Source organism: Candidatus Nitronereus thalassa, from assembly GCF_032191465.1.
Lineage (GTDB): Bacteria > Nitrospirota > Nitrospiria > Nitrospirales > UBA8639 > Nitronereus > Nitronereus thalassa.
This window is the reverse complement of record NZ_JAQOUE010000001.1, coordinates 603,569-619,929: the sequence shown is the minus strand read 5'-3', so window position 1 is coordinate 619,929 and position 16,361 is coordinate 603,569. Positions and strand designations below refer to the sequence as shown.

Sequence of the window (16,361 nt, the reverse complement as noted above, 5' to 3'; positions counted from 1 at the left end):
AGGATCGAGGAATGCGTGAACGAACGTTAGCGATTATCAAACCTGATGCTGTAGCCAAACATGCCATCGGCGATATTATTCACCGATATGAAGGGGCAGGGCTTCATCCGATTGCCATGAAAATGATCAGGTTGTCAAAGGAAGATGCGGAAGGGTTTTACGCCGTTCATAAAGAACGACCATTCTTTCAGGACTTGACCACGTATATGGCCTCCGGTCCTGTGGTTGTATTGGTGCTGGAGGGCGAAAATGCCATTTCCAAAAATCGTGACTTAATGGGAGCGACTGATCCGAAAAAAGCCGACGCGGGCACTATTCGTGCGGCTCATGGGGCGTCCATTGAAGCCAATGCCGTTCACGGGTCAGATGCTCCAGAAACCGCGAAATTTGAAATGGGGTATTTCTTTCCTGAACTCAAGTAATTTTTCGGCATACTAATCATACGATCCTTCAGTTGTCTGAATAACCTTCATATTCGTGCGAGTTATTCAGACAACATTGACCAACCCCATGCCCACTTCGGCGCTTCTTCAATTTGTAATTACCCTCTTTTCTCTGATGCTGTTTCTCTCCAGCTGCATGAAATCTCCATCACCAGAAGTGGGCCTTCAGGAGCTTCGAGTTCAAGCGGAGGAGCGATTACTTCAAGATGCCAAATTGGCATTTATGCGAGGGGATTATCCTGAAGCGGTGTTGCTCCTGAATCGATTTGTCAATAACCATGGGCAATCTCCTCTCGCTGTAGAAGGGCAATGGTGGTTGGCACGTGCTTATGAGGAATCCGGCAATCTCAGATTGGCTTTAGGGCGCTTTCAGCGATTGGCTCAGGACTCTCTCAATCATCCCTATCGTCACGAAGCTCGGCTTCAAGCGCAAACTCTTATTGAGGCACTTGGTATTGAACCGTTGCCTCAGAAAATTACTGGTGTCTCGATTCGGCTCGTTGATTTACACGGTGGGGCAGAGTCTTCTTGGATGATGTCGCAAATTCCTCAAAGAAGGGGAGCGGTGTTGTTGATTAAGCTTGGATGCCCTATCCAAGAAGTACTGGAGAGGGGTAGCAACGGGCTGGAGGAAGATGTCTCCTGGGAAAACCGGCTTGGACGTGGCCTAGCTCCCCTGGTTGAAGATGCGTCCCAGTCAGGTCAGGTGGTGTATCTTGGGGTGTCGCTTCCCTGTTTGGGGGCATTTGCTAAGGGCACGGGAGCGGAAACTCCCCAATGGCATGATTGGACTTTTGAAACCGTCACCCAACGTGTTCGGCCCTCTCCGTATTACTCGGTCTTATCATCGGGCTATCAAAACGCAGTGCTCGACATTCTTTCGAGGATGAGTCGTCTCAAAATTGCAGGGATGGTGTTTCAAGAAGAAGTGCCATTTGGGCCTTATGACGGTTTTACGCCCATCGCTATCAATAGTTTTGAAAAAACGTTTCAAGTTCGTCTTGATCCTCCCAGCCTCTTTAGGAATGGTATCCCAAGGCACATCACCCAAACCGGAGGAGAGAATGGGAGCGATCGATGGGCAGACACTTTTTCCGATATGTTTTGGAAGTGGGTAGGGTGGAAGTCACGTGAGCGGCTGCGTGTTATGAATGAATTGGTACAATCTCTTCGAGAGCAATTTCCCCATCTCCAATTTGGCGTAGAAATTCATCCGGAAAGTCTCCATGCGCCGGTGGTGGCGTTGGCCAATTTTAGTGAGGATTGGGTGGAAACAGCCCATTCACCTTTTGATTTTTTTGTCGCTCGATTTGTGGATTCACCATACCCAATCCGACAGGCGTCGCCGATACGGCCCTCTCATAATATGCCATGGGAGTTTCGTCGATCTGTGGTTCAGCGTATGGTTGAGTATTTGGAAGATCCACACAGAGTTTGGGTAAGTCGACCCGGGGCAAGAAATGATAGTGGGGCTCCTTCGGTTTACCGCAATGAAGGGAACGAAATTTGGGATTGGCCCGAAGGTGTAGGAGAAATTGTGGATCTGCCTCCAGTTCCTTGACAATCGACACACCCTTCTTTAAGAAAAGAGACCTTTCACTTTTTCGTTTGGCAAAAGGAGCGTGGTCATGATTCCATCGGAGTTGCGATATCACAAAGAACATGAATGGGTGCGGCAAGAGGGAACCACTGCGACCATCGGTATTAGTGATTTTGCACAGGATGCATTGGGCGATGTGGTGTTTGTGGATTTGCCCAAAGTTGATGCCGTGATTGCACGAGATCAGGAAATCGGAGAAGTGGAGTCGACCAAAGCTACCTCAAGTATTTATTCTCCGGTCAATGGAAAAATCGTGAAAGTTAACGAGGAACTTCAGGATCATCCGGAATATCTCAATAGCGATCCTTATGGCCAAGGATGGATCGCCGTTGTAGAACTTTCAAATCCTGGCGACGTTGAGGATTTGATGACGGCCTCCCAGTACGAAGAATTTCTTTCCTCACAGAGCTAACGGCTCCTTCCAGACATAATGAAGGCGACCGCCACGCAAATGGCTGAGATGTTTCATGCCCATCCCACCCATGCGGAAGTTCTTGTGGAAGGCGCTGAGGATGTTCAGGCGTTAGCGATACATCAAGCTCATAAAGGGTGAGGACATCAGTAGTTTCCCGAAATGTGAAAAGGATATGCAGACCACGAAATATCGGAATCATGTATGATTCGATCGCTCACCATAAAATTCGTCCTGTTAGCGGGGGTTTTAGGTTTCCTCATGGTGTTGGGGTGGCCAAATTCAGACCAAGGAGAAAAAACTCGTGTAAGCTCTAAGGCAGAGTCTTCGCCCCCGGTAGCATTGATGAAGGGTTCTCCTGAGGGTTCGGTTGAGAGCCCGACAGAGAAGGATTTAAATTCTGATGGGTTAGACGAATTTCCGAAACCTCGCGGTATCCGAACCCATACCATTAGGATTGACTTGAATTTGAGTACGGCCCAGGAATTAGAGTCATTGCCAGGGGTCGGGCCGACATTGGCCGAACGGATTATCGAGTATCGAACGAAACTCGGCGGCTTTTCAAGCATTAATAGCTTGGAACAGGTGAAGGGGATTGGGCCGAAAAAACTTCAGGTTATAAGTCCTTTGGTGACGGTTCATCCAAACATCGTGGCTGAGAAGTCGTAAAAGTAATTTGAAGGGAATACATGGCAAATACTGAGTTGAACCGTCAGCTTGAACTTATACGACGTGGCACCATCGAAATCATCCAAGAACAAGAGCTGGAAACACGCCTTGCTGCCTCGATAAAAGAGAGCCGTCCTTTGCGGATCAAGGCTGGGTTTGATCCCACGGCCCCGGATCTTCATCTTGGGCATACGGTGTTGATTCAAAAACTTCGGCATTTTCAAGAGCTCGGACATGAAGTCATTTTTCTCATTGGGGATTTTACCGGCATGATTGGTGATCCGACGGGTGTGTCTGATACACGAAAAGCCCTCACCAAAGAAGAGGTGCTTTCTAATGCCAAAACCTATGAACGGCAGATTTTCAAAACTTTGGATAAAGACAAAACCTGCATTGAGTTTAATAGCCGTTGGATGCAAAAGATGGGGGCGGAGGATATGGTTGAGCTGTGCTCCCATTACAGCGTGGCCCGCATGTTAGAACGCGATGATTTTTCGAAGCGATATCGTGATCAAAAACCTATTAGCGTCCATGAGTTTTTATATCCCTTGGTACAAGGGTACGATTCGGTGGCGCTCAAGGCTGATGTGGAACTTGGAGGGACCGACCAGAAATTTAATCTCCTGGTTGGGCGTGATTTACAACGGGCTTTTGGGCAAACGCCTCAGGTGGTGATCACCATGCCGTTGTTGGAAGGCACCGATGGGGTGCGAAAGATGAGCAAAAGCTTTGGTAATTATATTGCCTTGGAAGATCAACCAGAAGACATGTTTGGAAAAATCATGTCCATCAGCGATGAATTGATGTTCCGCTATTACGAACTTTTGACATCAAATGATTTGAACGTGGTGAGGGAGCAGCATCCCATGGAAGCAAAAATTGCCCTCGCGGAGCAAATTGTCAGTCGGTACCACGGTACGGAGGGTGCCCAACACGGCAAAGAAGAATTTCAGCAGAAATTTAGAAAACGCGAATTTCCCGATGAACCGGATGCGACGGTGCTTTTAAAAAAAGAAGATTTCGAACAGCCAGCGACACCCAGTATGGGGCTTGTCGATCTCATTATGCGAACTGGTCTGACTCCCAGTAAAGGTGAAACCCGAAGACTGATCGCTCAAGGCGCAGTGACCATAAACAGTGAGCGGTATCAAGACGGTAACGCGATCATTGAGTTCCAAGACGGCAATGACTATCAAATGAAAATCGGCAAGCGGAAATATGCGTTAGTGAAGGTTGCGTTATCCTAAATCTTATTGTTTTTCGATTTCTCTTCTTGCCTTGACTATTTTTCTAGGCCCTGCCTAGAATGCATTTCCTCCACTATTTGAGCGGGTGTAGCGCAGTGGTAGCGCATCGGCTTCCCAAGCCGTTGGTCGGGAGTTCGAATCTCCTCACCCGCTCCAAAAACATCTAAAAGTTTCTGACTTTGGTTTATGTCGCATATTGACTCTTGTCACCGTTTTTCCAAATAAGTAATTTAATTCGCTGTTTGTAGATCACATATTGAAGATGGCCTTAAGGGCCAATAAGTTACTCTATGCTCATTGATCCTTTAGAATCTCAAAGATTGGTCTTTCCTCCAAATTTTTGCGATCCCTTACCCGGACTGAAACGTTTCTTTCCTTTCCCTTTCGCATCTGGATCCTTGGCGATTTCACCTGTGGAAAAGTCTCAGTTGGGAGTCAATGGCTTTGGTGACCCTCACTGCTTTGACCTGGCACATGACTACGTGGTGGGGGAAGGCGATACTCGGCATATGGTCATGGTAGAACAATTCCTTCGATTGCTCTGTGAAGAGACGCCCAGGCAAGCGGCCGACGCCGTGGTACTGGTGGATATTCCCGGAAGGGTGTATGGGTATGGATATCGTCGTGACTCTTTGTTGGCTGGTTCTTTGGCTCAAGTGAATAAAGGGTTTATCACCGACGTGTTGGGTGAAAATATGAAACGACATTGGCTGAACCGAAATATCGAGTGCGTTGCTCTCCAGAAGCAACATTGGCGCATTTTTCGTTGGTATGCCCCTGAAAACACGTATATGGTAGTTATTGATTTTCATCCAATTGAAACTCAAAGAACAGCCTTGGTGCTTTGGGAGTTAGACACCCAATCATCTCCTGCACTTTAGTACGCCATTTTTTTGATTGAATTCTCTCTTTTAAATAGAGGATCGCCTAACCAGCAACTCGCTTGCCTCTCCTGCCCAGTATTATTTCATTTTTCTTTGCATGTCACCTTGCTACCCTTTGAGATATCCGTGAAGCGGGATGGTGACAATTGGGGATTCTGAATGGTTCCTACGTATCTGCTTGTACGTCATTTAGGTAATTGTGGTTTTATCGCTTCGTGGGCTTAATGAGTATTGACAATTGAAAGAATGGAGTCTCGTGCCCACCTTTCACCATCGCGGAGGCTTGATCTATGAAGTTTTCCCTGTTGGTTCAGAATGACGTTCTTGTGATCCGACTGTATGGCCTTTTTAATCAACGCACTACCCAAAAAATTCTCAAACTTCTGAAGCAGGTTCGCATCCATTCATTTTCCAAGGTGACGTTTGATTTAACGCATGTCTCGTCTATTGACGGGTCGGGCTTGGGGGTTTTATTTCTTGTCGCACACCAGCTCAAAAAATTTGGGGGTGCTACCTATGCCTTGAATCCCGCGCCACCCGTCCTTGAACAGATGAGACGGGCTGATTTGCCGAGTATGTTGCAAATTTTTCCGGATAGTTCCCAGTCCCGTAGCGCTGCCTAGTTGAGGCTGCACTTTACAAGGTTTTGCATGGGCGAATTGGATTTGCGTCTATCCTGCAAAATTTACGACAGGACCGGAGGAAGGGAAATCCAGCAAAGGAAATTGGTATCAGAGGGAAGGGGGAATATAAGTATTAGGCGTGACCAACTTGATTGTCATGGTCGTCAAAAGATGATGTAAAAGTATCATTGAAACTCCCAGCCATGCCGAATTCTTGATCAAGGACTGAACCCATGATCTGATGAAGGCGGGTGCTGACCTCTTCCTCGGATACATGATCTGGGACTTGGACATTAAAGACGATTTGTACGTTCTTCATGGGCATGGGCCATTCCTTTCTTCTTTTGCCGTGCATACGTTACGGTTGGCTCTCCTCCTTTCTTACGGTACTATGATCCTACTGTATTAGCAAGGCGAGGTGACTCTCTAGTTCTGTGGTCTTCTTCTTCGCTTTCTCTGCAGGGTGTTCCAGCATTTTCTAGCTGACTTACTGTTGATTTTTCTGCAGAGAAAATCTCCTGCGCCAGGAAAAATAATGCGAATGGCTTGCATCAGGTTCAAAGGGGGAAGGGGGCCTGTTATAATGCCAGGTCATGATGCACAAATGTCCTCTGTGTCGGAAAGAGACGTCCTGGAAGAATAATCCCTATCGTCCGTTTTGTTCTGAACGTTGCCAAGTCCTGGATTTAGGTGCCTGGATATCGGAAGGGTATGCTGTCCCAGAGGATGAGAGCACACATTCTTCCCTTTCTGATGAGGGTTCCTATCCGAATCAAGATTACATCGACTGAATTTTTGGAGTACACAATATTATGGGAAAAGTAATTACCGCGAAACGGAAAGAAAATGAAGTCGAGCAGTCCCACACGTATATTAAAACGTATATTCTTTTTCCGTCGGGAGTGATGGGTTTGCTTGCCATGGTTGTGGGGATTGTGGCCTTGGTATATCAACTCATTATTGATACGTATGATGAATGGACCTTTGCCAAAAGCTCCTTACTGATCTTCTCAGGGATCGTGTTAGGTTGGAGCCAGACTCGGTATCATCGATATATTCTTGCTAAGTATCCTGGGTTTTTTGCCTCGAGAATGAAATCTTCGGCAGTCCGGCGGGTGAATCGGCAAAAGAAGCAACCGGTCGAAGTACAACCCGATCATCCAGGGCGAGTGTTAATGCCGGTTTTGTATCTTCTGGGAATGGCCGGATTAATTGGCTTGTCCGCTTGGTGTTATTCGTCTGGCTCGTTAGATTACATGGCTGCCTTTTTTCTTCCATGGGCAGGATTTTTTTGGGGAAAACTCTTCACTTGGCATAAAGTTATCCCTCCCACAGGACCTAGCGGAAAAAAATAGATGAGGGAACTACCGTTTCTTGGTTTTTGAATTTTTTGCTGAGGGCTTGGTGTTTTCTAAGGTTGCCAATCGTTTTTCGAGATTTGCCACTTGTTGATGAAGTTCTGGAAGGCGTTGGACTAATACGTGCGTTCGAAGGGAAACTTCGTGTCGCTTCGCAGGCCAACCAGACATGATGGCACCGGGTTCTACACTTTTTTCAATGCCGGCTCCCGCGGCAATCATGGCTCCGTCACCGATTGTCAGGTGATCAATCAGTCCCGCTTGTCCACCAATGATCACATGTTTTCCTAACTGCGTACTTCCAGCTATGCCGACTTGGGCGACGATAATACAATGTTCATCCATGATCACGTTGTGCGCGATCTGAACTTGATTATCGATTTTGCATCCCCTTTTAATATGTGTCTGTCCAAACGTGGCACGATCAATCGTGACATTGGCACCAAGTTCCACGTCGTCTTCAATAATGACGGTTCCTCGTTGCGGAATCTTCACATGTTGGCCTTCATGCTGAAGATAGCCAAAACCATCACTGCCGATCACGGTTCCGGAGTGGATAATGACATGGTTGCCAACCGAACAGCGATCGAGAATGGTGACTCGAGGGTAGAGAACGGTATCATGGCCAATGGTGACATCCTCACCAACTGAGACTCCTGGATACAGTGTGACTCGATCTCCAATTCTGGCCCGAGCTCCCAACGTCACAAATGGTCCGATCGACACGTCTCTCCCAATTGACACCTCCGGGCCTTTCCATACTTCCTTGGCTATGCCTGGGGCTGGTTGATCTTGGGCAAAAAATTGGTTGATGATTTGCACAAAAGCGAACTGGGGATTTTTAACCACGAGTTGTGGGCAGGGGAGTTGAGTATAGTGCTTCGACACAATAATTGCAGAAGCTTTTGAGTGGAGGGCGGTCTCGAGAAAGCGTTCCTTCTCGAGATACGCCAAATCTCCGGGTTTCCCGCCTTCGAGATTGTTTACCCCTGAAATGAAGATGTCATCTTTTCCATGGATTTGAGCGCCAATGGCCTCTGCAAGGATGGTGAGTGAAATGGCACTGGATGCGGATTGCTTCATTTCTTTTTCGCTTTGGTTTTTGCCGAGGAAGAAGATTTTTTTGAAGATTGTGTGCTGGCCACCCGTTTTGTTTTAGGCGTTGTAGCCCGAGCCTTAGTTGGTGACGTTGTTGGGCGAGATTTTGGAGAAACGCTAGGTTTCTTAGTTTTTGTTGTGGCCTTAGGTTTCGGCTTGGATGCTAAGGTAGTTTTTGAGGTTTTTGTGGGTTTGGCGTCGGAAGGTTTTTTCTCTTTGAATTTGGATGTGGCCGTTGAGTTGTTGGGATTGACGCGACCTTCTACATATTTCACCACGTCATCCAGCGTTTGAAGTCCGGGAAGATCGTCATTGGGAATTTCCATGTCAAAGGCTTTTTCCAAATCATACAATAATTCAAAGGTCATTAAAGAATCCAAGCCTAGATCGTCCCGGAGTGAATGTTCCGGCTTAATAGAAGAAGGATCTCGGCGAAGCGATGTTGCCAAGACTTCTCGGATTTGTTTGCCAATTGCGGACTCTACTGCCATTCCACTATTCCTTTCCTGTAGCCTGTTAACAACTTTCCAGCCGTTTGTTTTCACTGGCCAGTGTTTATAACACCATCCCTGTCATGATCATCATCGCGTGGGGAATTTTTTAAGAACCAGTACACCATTATTGCTTCCAAAGCCAAAGGCATTGGCCATGGCGACTTTGAAACGCCCTTCTTGGGTTTTTGACGAAATGCCATCGAGTTTGCATTCTGGATCTGGATCATCAAGATTTAACGTAGGATGCACAATGCCGGTTTTTAGTGCCATAATGGAGGTAATGGCCCCTAAGGCCCCGGCAGCGCCTAAGGTATGGCCAACCAACGATTTTGTGGCATTTATCTTTAACTTGTTGGCTCGACTTTTAAATATATGACGAAGGCCTCGAACCTCGACATCATCGCCCACGAGCGTCGAGGTGGCATGTGCATTAACGTAATCCACTTGAGCTGGGCGAAGTTTTGCATCATCTAAAGCCAGTTTCATGGTTTTGGCGATTTCCATCCCATCTTCTTTGGGAACAACCATATGATAGGCTTCGCTGGTTGAGGCATAGCCTGCCACTTCTGCATAAATTCGGGCTCGACGACGTTTGGCATGTTGCAAGGTCTCAAGGATCAAAGCCCCGGCACCTTCGCCCATCACGAAGCCATCGCGCCCTCGGTCAAAAGGCCGTGAGGCTTGGGTGGGTTGATCATTATAGCGGCTGGATAAGGCTCGGAGCGAACAAAATCCCGCGAAGACCAACGGGGTAATACTGGCATCAGCGCCAGCGGTAATCATCATATCCGCCTTGCCCATTCGAAGAGCGTGCATGGCTTGGCCAATGGCATGAATACTTGAAGAGCAAGCGGTGGATATGGTGATGTTCGGTCCGCGTGCCCCAAAGGCCATCGCAATGATTCCGGATGCCGAGTTGAGTGTAATTGTCGGAATAAAATTGGGATGGACACGATTGGGCTTTTTTGTATCGTATAGTTGAGAAATTTCCCGCTCGCCCATCATCATCCCACCCATGCCGGCGCCCACCATCACTCCTACCCTGTCGGCATTTTCTCGCTCCATATCTACGCCAGCATCTTCGATGGCTTCCTTGGCGGCCACCAATCCCAGTTGGGCATAGCGATCAACACGGTTCGCATATTTTTCATCAATGTATTTGAGAGGATCGAAATCATGAATTTGTCCCGCGATTCGTGAACGATAGGCGTCGATGGGTAAACCTTCAAAGGAAGGAATTTTGGAAATGCCGGAACGGCCCTCAATGGCGGCGTTCCAAAAATTATTCAATCCAATCCCAATGGGGGTAATAATGCCGAGACCTGTAACCACAACTGTTGGTGCCATGCGTGAATTGTGCCTTTCAGAAACCTTTCACCGTTCAAGGGGTGAGGGGGATTCAGTGAGTCGAGAAGGTTAATACCGTACTTTAAGAAAAAAATTCAGGCTGACTGAGAGAAACATGATACAGGCAATCCATCCCGCGATGATAGGCATGAGTGCTCCGCTTCGTCCGAGGGCTATGCCCACGGAATGGGTCGTCCAAAATAGAAAGCTTATGCCCAATGCCTGGCCGATGTTTTTTGCCACACTGGAGCTCCTTGATCCTAGCCCAAGGAGCCCGAGTGAGACTCCTAGAATGGTCATAATGAGTGTCACAAAGGAAAACGCGATGCGACCCCAATAATCCGTCAAAAAGCCGGTGATATTGTGCCCTTCGTTTTTTAAGTGTTGGATATGCTCCCATAATTGGCCAAGTGGCATATGCTCAGGTTCCAGGGAAATCCAAGTTCTCAGATCTTCGGGAGTCAGGGAGAGCTGTAAGGGTAGTTGTTTAACTTGAGAGACCGTGACTGGCCCATTGGAAGACATATTGCGTTGGGTCACGTTTTTTAATGCCCAACCACTGGGTAAATAATCAACGGTTTCTGCGGAGAGAAGTTGGTTGAGTTGGAAGCTAGGATCCATTTGATAGAGGTGAATCTTTCGGAGTTGTGTGCCGTCCGGTGAAATTTCTTTGACGTTCATGATGGTATTGTTCTGGATGCGTAACCAAAGGTTTTCCGCCGTAAACGCCAAGGGTTGTGGTTTTTTCTGTATTTCAACGGTTTTTATTCGTTCGGCTTGTGCGTTTCCTAATGGGATTAAGACGGCTGTAAACCCGAACATCAACACGGTGGCCAAGGCGGCCACCGACAAAAACGGCGCGGCAATATACAGCAGGCTAAACCCGCAACTTCGCATGGCCGTAATTTCATGGTTTTTATTCAAAAGGCCAATTGCTAACAGTGCAGCCATTAATGTGGCAAATGGAGCGAGCTTAAAGGAAATGTCCGGAATTTTAAAGAAGAAATACATCAACATAGAGCTAAGTTCTGCGTCGTGCCGCAGGAATCTTCGTAGTTTTTCGAAAAAATCAATGATCAGATAGATCGAGGTCAGACCGGTGAGACACATGATCAAAATTTTCAAATAATGCCGGAGGATATACCAAAAAAGAATGCCCATGTTTAGTGCTGACTGGCTCGGTAAAAGAGGAAACAGGTGATGAGTAACAAAATTACGTTGGGAAACCAAGCCCCGGCAAAGGGATGAAGAATCAAGGTTGTGACCAGAAATTCTCCCACGACGTTCAGTAAATAAAATCCCACCATAATCAATATTCCCAGGGCAAAACCTCCCATGCGACCAGATCGCTTGGAAACAATACCCACTGGGAGCCCAAGAATTCCCAGAATGAGGGTGGCAACCGGAAACCCAAGATCCTTGTAATATTCCATTAACCTCCGGAGTGCGTTGGAATCTCTCCATCCGGATTCGTCCAGTTGTTGCACGATATAGTCATATCCTCGTCTTTCTGGAGTGGAGTCGTCGAAGGTCGAGGGGAGGTCCATCTTGAGATCATATGTTCCGAATGTGACTTGGTGATGTTGTGTGATATCCCGAGGAATGGCATGAATTGTGCCATCAAATAAGCGAAACCCCAGCTGTTTTTGTTTGGGGTCCTGCAGCATGCTAAAGGCATGAGCCGTGACGATGAGTGGTTTGGAGGGGTCCCGCTGGTCGGCGATAAAGATACCTTCGGCTTTTTTTCCTTCCGCCGGCTCTGGCACATAAATCATCATTCCTGGAGTTGGTTCGTTAAACACCCCTTTATCAAGGGCTATGGTTAGCTGATCTTTAATTAAACTAATGGCGAGTTTTTTTAATGACACATTGGACCAAGGCTGGCCCCATTGGGAAAGATATACGGTCAAGAGAAACACGAGAAAAGAAAAGATCACCACGGGAAACGCGATTCGGAGTAAACTCACTCCGGCGGCTCGCATGGCGACCAGTTCTTTGTCATAGGAAAGTCTGCCAAATGCGGTAATGGAAGACACCAGGCAGGCTATGGGTAAGGTCAGGACCAGAAATGAAGGCATGAGGTGAGCTACAATGTTCAGTACCGCCATGAATCCAACGCCCTTCGAAACTATAAGTTCGACCAGGCGCAACATTTCTTTGGTGAACACAATGAAGCACAGTGCCCCCAAACTGACCGTAAAGGGGATCATGAGTTCTTTAAAGATGTATCGATCTAGAAGTCGCATGTGGCCCGAACGGTTTGATAGGGAAGGGGTGATATAAGCCTGAACGGAAAATTGAATTCCTGAGAAACGCCGTTGAGTGTTAACTGATGGGAAATGTTCACATTGCCTTGGCGAATCATAACCCAGGGTAGAATTGCTGTAAATGGAATAAGCAAAAATTGGGTTTCAAAACAGTTTTAGTTTCATCTAAGAAAAGTCCACTAGATATGGCCAGGGGCTCCCTTTGTCCTACAAGATTTCGTTGACAGGCCACATCGTGTGTGATAATGGCTACGCTAGTTTCCCGTATTGGTTTTTCAATTACTTACCTCTCATTCCAGTGTGTGTGAGGGGGGAGGAATCTTGAGCTAAAGGTCGAAATTTTATAGTGAATCCTTCTAAAACATTTCGTGTCGTATTGATCAAACCTTCTCGTTATGACGATGAGGGTTATGTCGTTCAATGGGTACGATCAATTATCCCTTCCAACACGTTAGCAACTCTTTATGGCTTGGCCCTGGACTGTGCGAATCGCAAAGTCTTGGGAGAAGACGTCAATATTGTGATTGATGCCTATGACGAACCCAACACCGTCATTCCCATAAAAAAGATCATTCGAGATATTCAACGAACCAGTGGGGCCATGGTGGGCCTTGTCGGTGTGCAATCCAATCAATTTCCGCGATCCCTGGACATTGCCCGTCCGTTCCGGGAGGCTAATATTCCCGTGCTGATTGGAGGATTTCATGTAAGTGGTTGCTTATCCATGTTGCCTAATATGCAAACGGATATTCAACAGGCTTTGGACATGGGAATCACCATTTTTGCGGGAGAGGCCGAAGGGCGTCTGGAGAATGTATTGCGTGACGTGTGGACTGGAACCCAAAAACCTCTCTACAACTATTTGGACGATCTCCCAGAATTAACGGGGTCGGTCATTCCCTTTTTGCCCAAAAAACATATTAAGAGGACGATTGAAGGTTTGGGGAGTTTAGATGCTGGCCGAGGGTGCCCCTTTCAATGTAGTTTTTGCACGATTATTAATGTGCAGGGTCGTAAATCACGATGGCGAAGCCCGGACGATGTGGAAAAGGTGATCCGTGCGAATGTGGCGCAGGGCGTCAACAGGTTTTTTATCACAGACGATGACTTTGCCCGCAACAAAAATTGGGAAGCCATATTCGATCGATTGATTCACCTTCGAGAAGTGGAAGGCCTCGATATCAAATTTATTATTCAGGTGGATGCGCTCTGTCATCGCTTACCAAATTTTATTGAGAAGGCCTCACGGGCTGGGTGTAAGCGAGTATTCATCGGGTTGGAGAATATCAATCCCGATAACCTCGTGGCTGCAAAAAAGCGTCAGAATAAGATTTGGGAATATCGTCAAATGCTTCAAGCTTGGAAAAATCAGGGGTGTATGACCTATGCTGGTTATATTTTAGGATTTCCTGGGGACACACCGGAATCCATTTCTCGTGACATTGAAATTATCAAAAAAGAATTGCCTGTCGACTTATTGGAATTTTTCTGTTTAACGCCGTTACCTGGTTCGGAAGACCATCAAAAACTCGCGGCCCAAGGTGTGCCTATGGAAACGGACATGAATAAGTACACCCTCGAATACGTCACGACGGCTCACCCCAAAATGACGGAAGCCGAGTGGTATCTAGCCTATGATAATGCCTGGAAGCAATATTACACGCTGGAGCATGTCGAAACCCTAATGCGTCGTGCCGCCGCCCGACATATGAGTGTGGGCAACATGATGTTTCTCATTCTATGGTTCTATGGCGGGATTATCGTTAATAAATTGCATCCCCTGGAAAATGGCTATTTACGGCGAAAGGTTCGCACCCAACGACGGCCGAGTTTTACCATTGAAAATCCGCTGGTGTTTTATCCTAAGCGTCTGTGGGAAGTCATTTGCGATCACGCGAAGTTTTTACAGCTGGTTCTCCAATACGCGAATATTCGGCGTCGGGTAAAATCCGACCCAAATCGAAAACAGTATACCGACCTTTCCCTGACCCCCGTCACCATTGAAGAGGAAGAGGAACTTGACCTCATTAAAGTCTTTAATCCTCGTCCAGTCATCTCACCTGCTGTAAAAAGGAAAGAAGCTGGTGAGGTATCCCCATCAAAGGAGCTATCTCAAGGGATAAGTGTGGCTCCCTAACATTATGCGCTCCCCAAAAACCTTTCGAATTGAGCTGATTAAACCTTCCCGCTATGATGAAGACGGCTACGTCGTCCAGTGGGTTCGGTCCCTGATACCTTCAAATTCCTTAGCGGTTCTCTATGGGCTCGCGATGGATTGCACGAAGCGAAAGGTGTTAGGGGATGATGTGGAAATCATGGTTGATGCCCATGACGAAACGAATACGGTCCTTCCAATTCGGCAGATGATTAGAAACATTCAGCAAGCCGATGGTGGTTTTGTCGGGTTGGTTGGCGTCCAAACCAATCATTTTCCCCGTTCATTAGAAATTGCTCGTCCTTTTCTGGATGCTGGCATTCCCGTGATCCAAGGCGGGTTTCATGTCAGTGGCTGTCTTTCGATGTTGCCGGAGATTCCTGCCGATCTTCAGGTTGCCATGGATATGGGAATTACGTTGTATGCGGGGGAGGCCGAGGGAAGGTTGGATTCCCTCTTGAGGGATGTGTGGGAAGATAGACTTCAACCGTTGTATAACTACCTTGATGATCTTCCGGAATTATCAAACGCCGTGGTGCCGTTTTTGCCAAAAGGGAAATTCACGCGGTCGTTGGTCAGCATGGGAAGTTTTGATGCGGGACGTGGATGTCCTTTTCAATGTAGCTTTTGTACGATTATTAATGTGCAGGGCCAAAAATCCCGGTGGCGTACGGCGGATGATATCGAGGCCTGCGTGCGGGCAAATATCCAAGAAGGGGCGCGCGGGTTTTTTATCACGGACGATGATTTTGCCAGGAATAAAAATTGGGAACCTATTTTTGATCGTCTCATCAAACTCCGTGAGGAGGAAGGTTTAAAGGTTAAATTTATCATCCAGGTGGATACGCTTTGCCATCGTTTACCGAATTTTATTGAAAAGGCTGCAAGAGCTGGCTGTAAGTCAGTGTTTATTGGCTTGGAAAATATTGATCCGGAAAATTTAAAGAGCGCCAAAAAAGGTCAAAATAAGATTTGGGAATATCGCCAAATGTTGCAAGCCTGGAAGGATAATGGGGTTATCACGTACGCCGGGTATATTTTAGGATTCCCGGGAGATACGCCTGAGTCGGTGGCGCGGAATATTGAGATCATCAAGCGGGAGCTACCGGTAGACCTGCTGGAATTTTTCTGCCTGACGCCGCTGCCTGGTTCTGAAGATCATAAGAACCTCTCGGCTCAGGGCGTGTGGATGGATCCGGACATGAACAAATATACGCTTGAACATGTCACGATGGAACATCCTCTGATGTCTAGGGATGAATGGTATCAAGTGTATCGAGATGCGTGGGATCAATATTATACGCCCGACCATGTCGAAACGATGATGCGTCGCGTGGATGCCAAACGCATCAGTGCGGGATTTCTCAGAACATTAATTGTGTTGTTTTACGGATGTATTACCATCAATAAACTCCATCCTTTAGAAGGCGGGTATTTCCGACGTAAAGTCAGAACCCAGCGGCGTCCCGTTTTTTCTTTGGAAAACCCTGTCCTGTTTTATTGTCGACGACTATGGGAAATTGGATTTGAACATATCGCATTATTGAAGATGTTTTGGACTCTCGGAAAAATCCGTAAACGCGTAAAACTATCTCCTGACCGGCGAACGTATACGGATTTATCGCTTACACCGGTAACCCTTGAAGAGGAAGAGAATCTTGATCTCATAAAAGTCTTCCATCCTCGGCCTTCCAAGGTGCATCAGGTGCCCACTCAGCCTACCTCTGTGTCCTAGTCAATATTATATTGCCGCTCCCTAAGAGA

17 protein-coding genes and 1 tRNA gene are annotated in these 16,361 nt (G+C 47.1%); 12 read left to right on the top strand and 6 right to left on the bottom strand.

Features of this window, described 5'->3' with window-relative positions; translation table 11 throughout:
- Window positions 1-11 precede the first annotated feature (11 nt).
- The 8 genes from ndk to PPG34_RS02870 all read left to right on the top strand — a co-directional run bounded on the left by ndk (window position 12) and on the right by PPG34_RS02870 (window position 5,878).
- Complete coding sequence (gene ndk, locus PPG34_RS02905; RefSeq protein ID WP_313831636.1) at window positions 12-422, top strand: nucleoside-diphosphate kinase; 411 nt, start codon at window positions 12-14, stop codon at window positions 420-422.
- 88 nt (window positions 423-510) lie between these two features.
- Window positions 511-2,004: a tetratricopeptide repeat protein gene (locus PPG34_RS02900; protein ID WP_313831635.1), complete on the top strand. Its 1,494-nt coding sequence runs from the start codon at window positions 511-513 to the stop codon at window positions 2,002-2,004.
- A gap of 67 nt (window positions 2,005-2,071) precedes the next feature.
- Window positions 2,072-2,455 (top strand): glycine cleavage system protein GcvH, encoded by a 384-nt coding sequence (gene gcvH / locus PPG34_RS02895; protein WP_313831634.1) that lies wholly within the window; start codon window positions 2,072-2,074, stop codon window positions 2,453-2,455.
- Between the two features lie 204 nt (window positions 2,456-2,659).
- Window positions 2,660-3,124, top strand: coding sequence for a ComEA family DNA-binding protein (locus tag PPG34_RS02890; RefSeq protein WP_313831633.1), 465 nt, complete (start codon window positions 2,660-2,662; stop codon window positions 3,122-3,124).
- A 20-nt stretch (window positions 3,125-3,144) separates the two neighbouring features.
- Complete coding sequence (tyrS, locus tag PPG34_RS02885) at window positions 3,145-4,371, top strand: tyrosine--tRNA ligase (protein WP_313831632.1); 1,227 nt, start codon at window positions 3,145-3,147, stop codon at window positions 4,369-4,371.
- A gap of 81 nt (window positions 4,372-4,452) precedes the next feature.
- Window positions 4,453-4,527, top strand: a tRNA-Gly gene (locus tag PPG34_RS02880).
- A gap of 257 nt (window positions 4,528-4,784) precedes the next feature.
- A complete protein-coding gene (locus PPG34_RS02875; protein ID WP_313831631.1) occupies window positions 4,785-5,252 on the top strand; it encodes a hypothetical protein in 468 nt (155 codons plus the stop codon).
- Window positions 5,253-5,545: 293 nt separating this feature from the next.
- Window positions 5,546-5,878: an STAS domain-containing protein gene (locus tag PPG34_RS02870; RefSeq protein ID WP_313831630.1), complete on the top strand. Its 333-nt coding sequence runs from the start codon at window positions 5,546-5,548 to the stop codon at window positions 5,876-5,878.
- A 133-nt stretch (window positions 5,879-6,011) separates the two neighbouring features.
- On the opposite strand, the gene PPG34_RS02865 is transcribed toward PPG34_RS02870, so the two are convergent.
- Complete coding sequence (locus PPG34_RS02865; RefSeq protein WP_313831629.1) at window positions 6,012-6,203, bottom strand: hypothetical protein; 192 nt, start codon at window positions 6,201-6,203, stop codon at window positions 6,012-6,014.
- A 268-nt stretch (window positions 6,204-6,471) separates the two neighbouring features.
- Here PPG34_RS02865 and PPG34_RS18315 point away from each other — a divergent pair, with 268 nt between their 5' ends.
- Both PPG34_RS18315 and PPG34_RS02860 read left to right on the top strand, forming a co-directional pair.
- A complete protein-coding gene (locus PPG34_RS18315) occupies window positions 6,472-6,669 on the top strand; it encodes a DNA gyrase inhibitor YacG (protein WP_420888057.1) in 198 nt (65 codons plus the stop codon).
- A 21-nt stretch (window positions 6,670-6,690) separates the two neighbouring features.
- Entirely contained in the window at window positions 6,691-7,233 is a 543-nt protein-coding gene (locus tag PPG34_RS02860; RefSeq protein ID WP_313831628.1) for a hypothetical protein, read from the top strand.
- A gap of 9 nt (window positions 7,234-7,242) precedes the next feature.
- Here PPG34_RS02860 and lpxD read toward each other — a convergent pair whose 3' ends face one another.
- The 5 genes from lpxD to lptF all read right to left on the bottom strand — a co-directional run bounded on the left by lpxD (window position 7,243) and on the right by lptF (window position 12,421).
- The gene (gene lpxD, locus PPG34_RS02855; protein ID WP_313831627.1) at window positions 7,243-8,319 is read right to left on the bottom strand and encodes a UDP-3-O-(3-hydroxymyristoyl)glucosamine N-acyltransferase; all 1,077 of its coding nucleotides are present in this window, start codon (window positions 8,317-8,319) and stop codon (window positions 7,243-7,245) included.
- Complete coding sequence (locus tag PPG34_RS02850) at window positions 8,316-8,825, bottom strand: acyl carrier protein (protein ID WP_313831626.1); 510 nt, start codon at window positions 8,823-8,825, stop codon at window positions 8,316-8,318. The genes lpxD and PPG34_RS02850 overlap by 4 nt, the downstream gene beginning before the upstream one ends.
- Window positions 8,826-8,915: 90 nt before the next feature.
- Window positions 8,916-10,175 (bottom strand): beta-ketoacyl-ACP synthase II, encoded by a 1,260-nt coding sequence (gene fabF, locus PPG34_RS02845; RefSeq protein WP_313831625.1) that lies wholly within the window; start codon window positions 10,173-10,175, stop codon window positions 8,916-8,918.
- 69 nt (window positions 10,176-10,244) lie between these two features.
- Window positions 10,245-11,336, bottom strand: a complete 1,092-nt coding sequence (gene lptG, locus PPG34_RS02840) for an LPS export ABC transporter permease LptG (RefSeq protein WP_313831624.1) — start codon at window positions 11,334-11,336, stop codon at window positions 10,245-10,247.
- A 2-nt stretch (window positions 11,337-11,338) separates the two neighbouring features.
- Window positions 11,339-12,421, bottom strand: coding sequence for an LPS export ABC transporter permease LptF (gene lptF, locus PPG34_RS02835; protein ID WP_313831623.1), 1,083 nt, complete (start codon window positions 12,419-12,421; stop codon window positions 11,339-11,341).
- Window positions 12,422-12,788: 367 nt separating this feature from the next.
- Between lptF and PPG34_RS02830 the strand changes: the two genes are divergently transcribed.
- Complete coding sequence (locus PPG34_RS02830; RefSeq protein ID WP_313831622.1) at window positions 12,789-14,579, top strand: B12-binding domain-containing radical SAM protein; 1,791 nt, start codon at window positions 12,789-12,791, stop codon at window positions 14,577-14,579.
- 4 nt (window positions 14,580-14,583) lie between these two features.
- Window positions 14,584-16,332: a B12-binding domain-containing radical SAM protein gene (locus PPG34_RS02825; RefSeq protein WP_313831621.1), complete on the top strand. Its 1,749-nt coding sequence runs from the start codon at window positions 14,584-14,586 to the stop codon at window positions 16,330-16,332.
- Window positions 16,333-16,361: the final 29 nt, after the last annotated feature.

Coding starts and splice junctions, on each gene's coding strand:
- ndk (WP_313831636.1), top strand. CDS start 12: ATGCGTGAACGAACGTTAGCGATTATCAAACCTGATGCTGTAGCCAAA.
- PPG34_RS02900 (WP_313831635.1), top strand. CDS start 511: ATGCCCACTTCGGCGCTTCTTCAATTTGTAATTACCCTCTTTTCTCTG.
- gcvH (WP_313831634.1), top strand. CDS start 2,072: ATGATTCCATCGGAGTTGCGATATCACAAAGAACATGAATGGGTGCGG.
- PPG34_RS02890 (WP_313831633.1), top strand. CDS start 2,660: ATGATTCGATCGCTCACCATAAAATTCGTCCTGTTAGCGGGGGTTTTA.
- tyrS (WP_313831632.1), top strand. CDS start 3,145: ATGGCAAATACTGAGTTGAACCGTCAGCTTGAACTTATACGACGTGGC.
- PPG34_RS02870 (WP_313831630.1), top strand. CDS start 5,546: ATGAAGTTTTCCCTGTTGGTTCAGAATGACGTTCTTGTGATCCGACTG.
- PPG34_RS02865 (WP_313831629.1), bottom strand. CDS start 6,203: ATGCCCATGAAGAACGTACAAATCGTCTTTAATGTCCAAGTCCCAGAT.
- PPG34_RS18315 (WP_420888057.1), top strand. CDS start 6,472: ATGATGCACAAATGTCCTCTGTGTCGGAAAGAGACGTCCTGGAAGAAT.
- PPG34_RS02860 (WP_313831628.1), top strand. CDS start 6,691: ATGGGAAAAGTAATTACCGCGAAACGGAAAGAAAATGAAGTCGAGCAG.
- lpxD (WP_313831627.1), bottom strand. CDS start 8,319: ATGAAGCAATCCGCATCCAGTGCCATTTCACTCACCATCCTTGCAGAG.
- PPG34_RS02850 (WP_313831626.1), bottom strand. CDS start 8,825: ATGGCAGTAGAGTCCGCAATTGGCAAACAAATCCGAGAAGTCTTGGCA.
- fabF (WP_313831625.1), bottom strand. CDS start 10,175: ATGGCACCAACAGTTGTGGTTACAGGTCTCGGCATTATTACCCCCATT.
- lptG (WP_313831624.1), bottom strand. CDS start 11,336: ATGGGCATTCTTTTTTGGTATATCCTCCGGCATTATTTGAAAATTTTG.
- lptF (WP_313831623.1), bottom strand. CDS start 12,421: ATGCGACTTCTAGATCGATACATCTTTAAAGAACTCATGATCCCCTTT.
- PPG34_RS02825 (WP_313831621.1), top strand. CDS start 14,584: ATGCGCTCCCCAAAAACCTTTCGAATTGAGCTGATTAAACCTTCCCGC.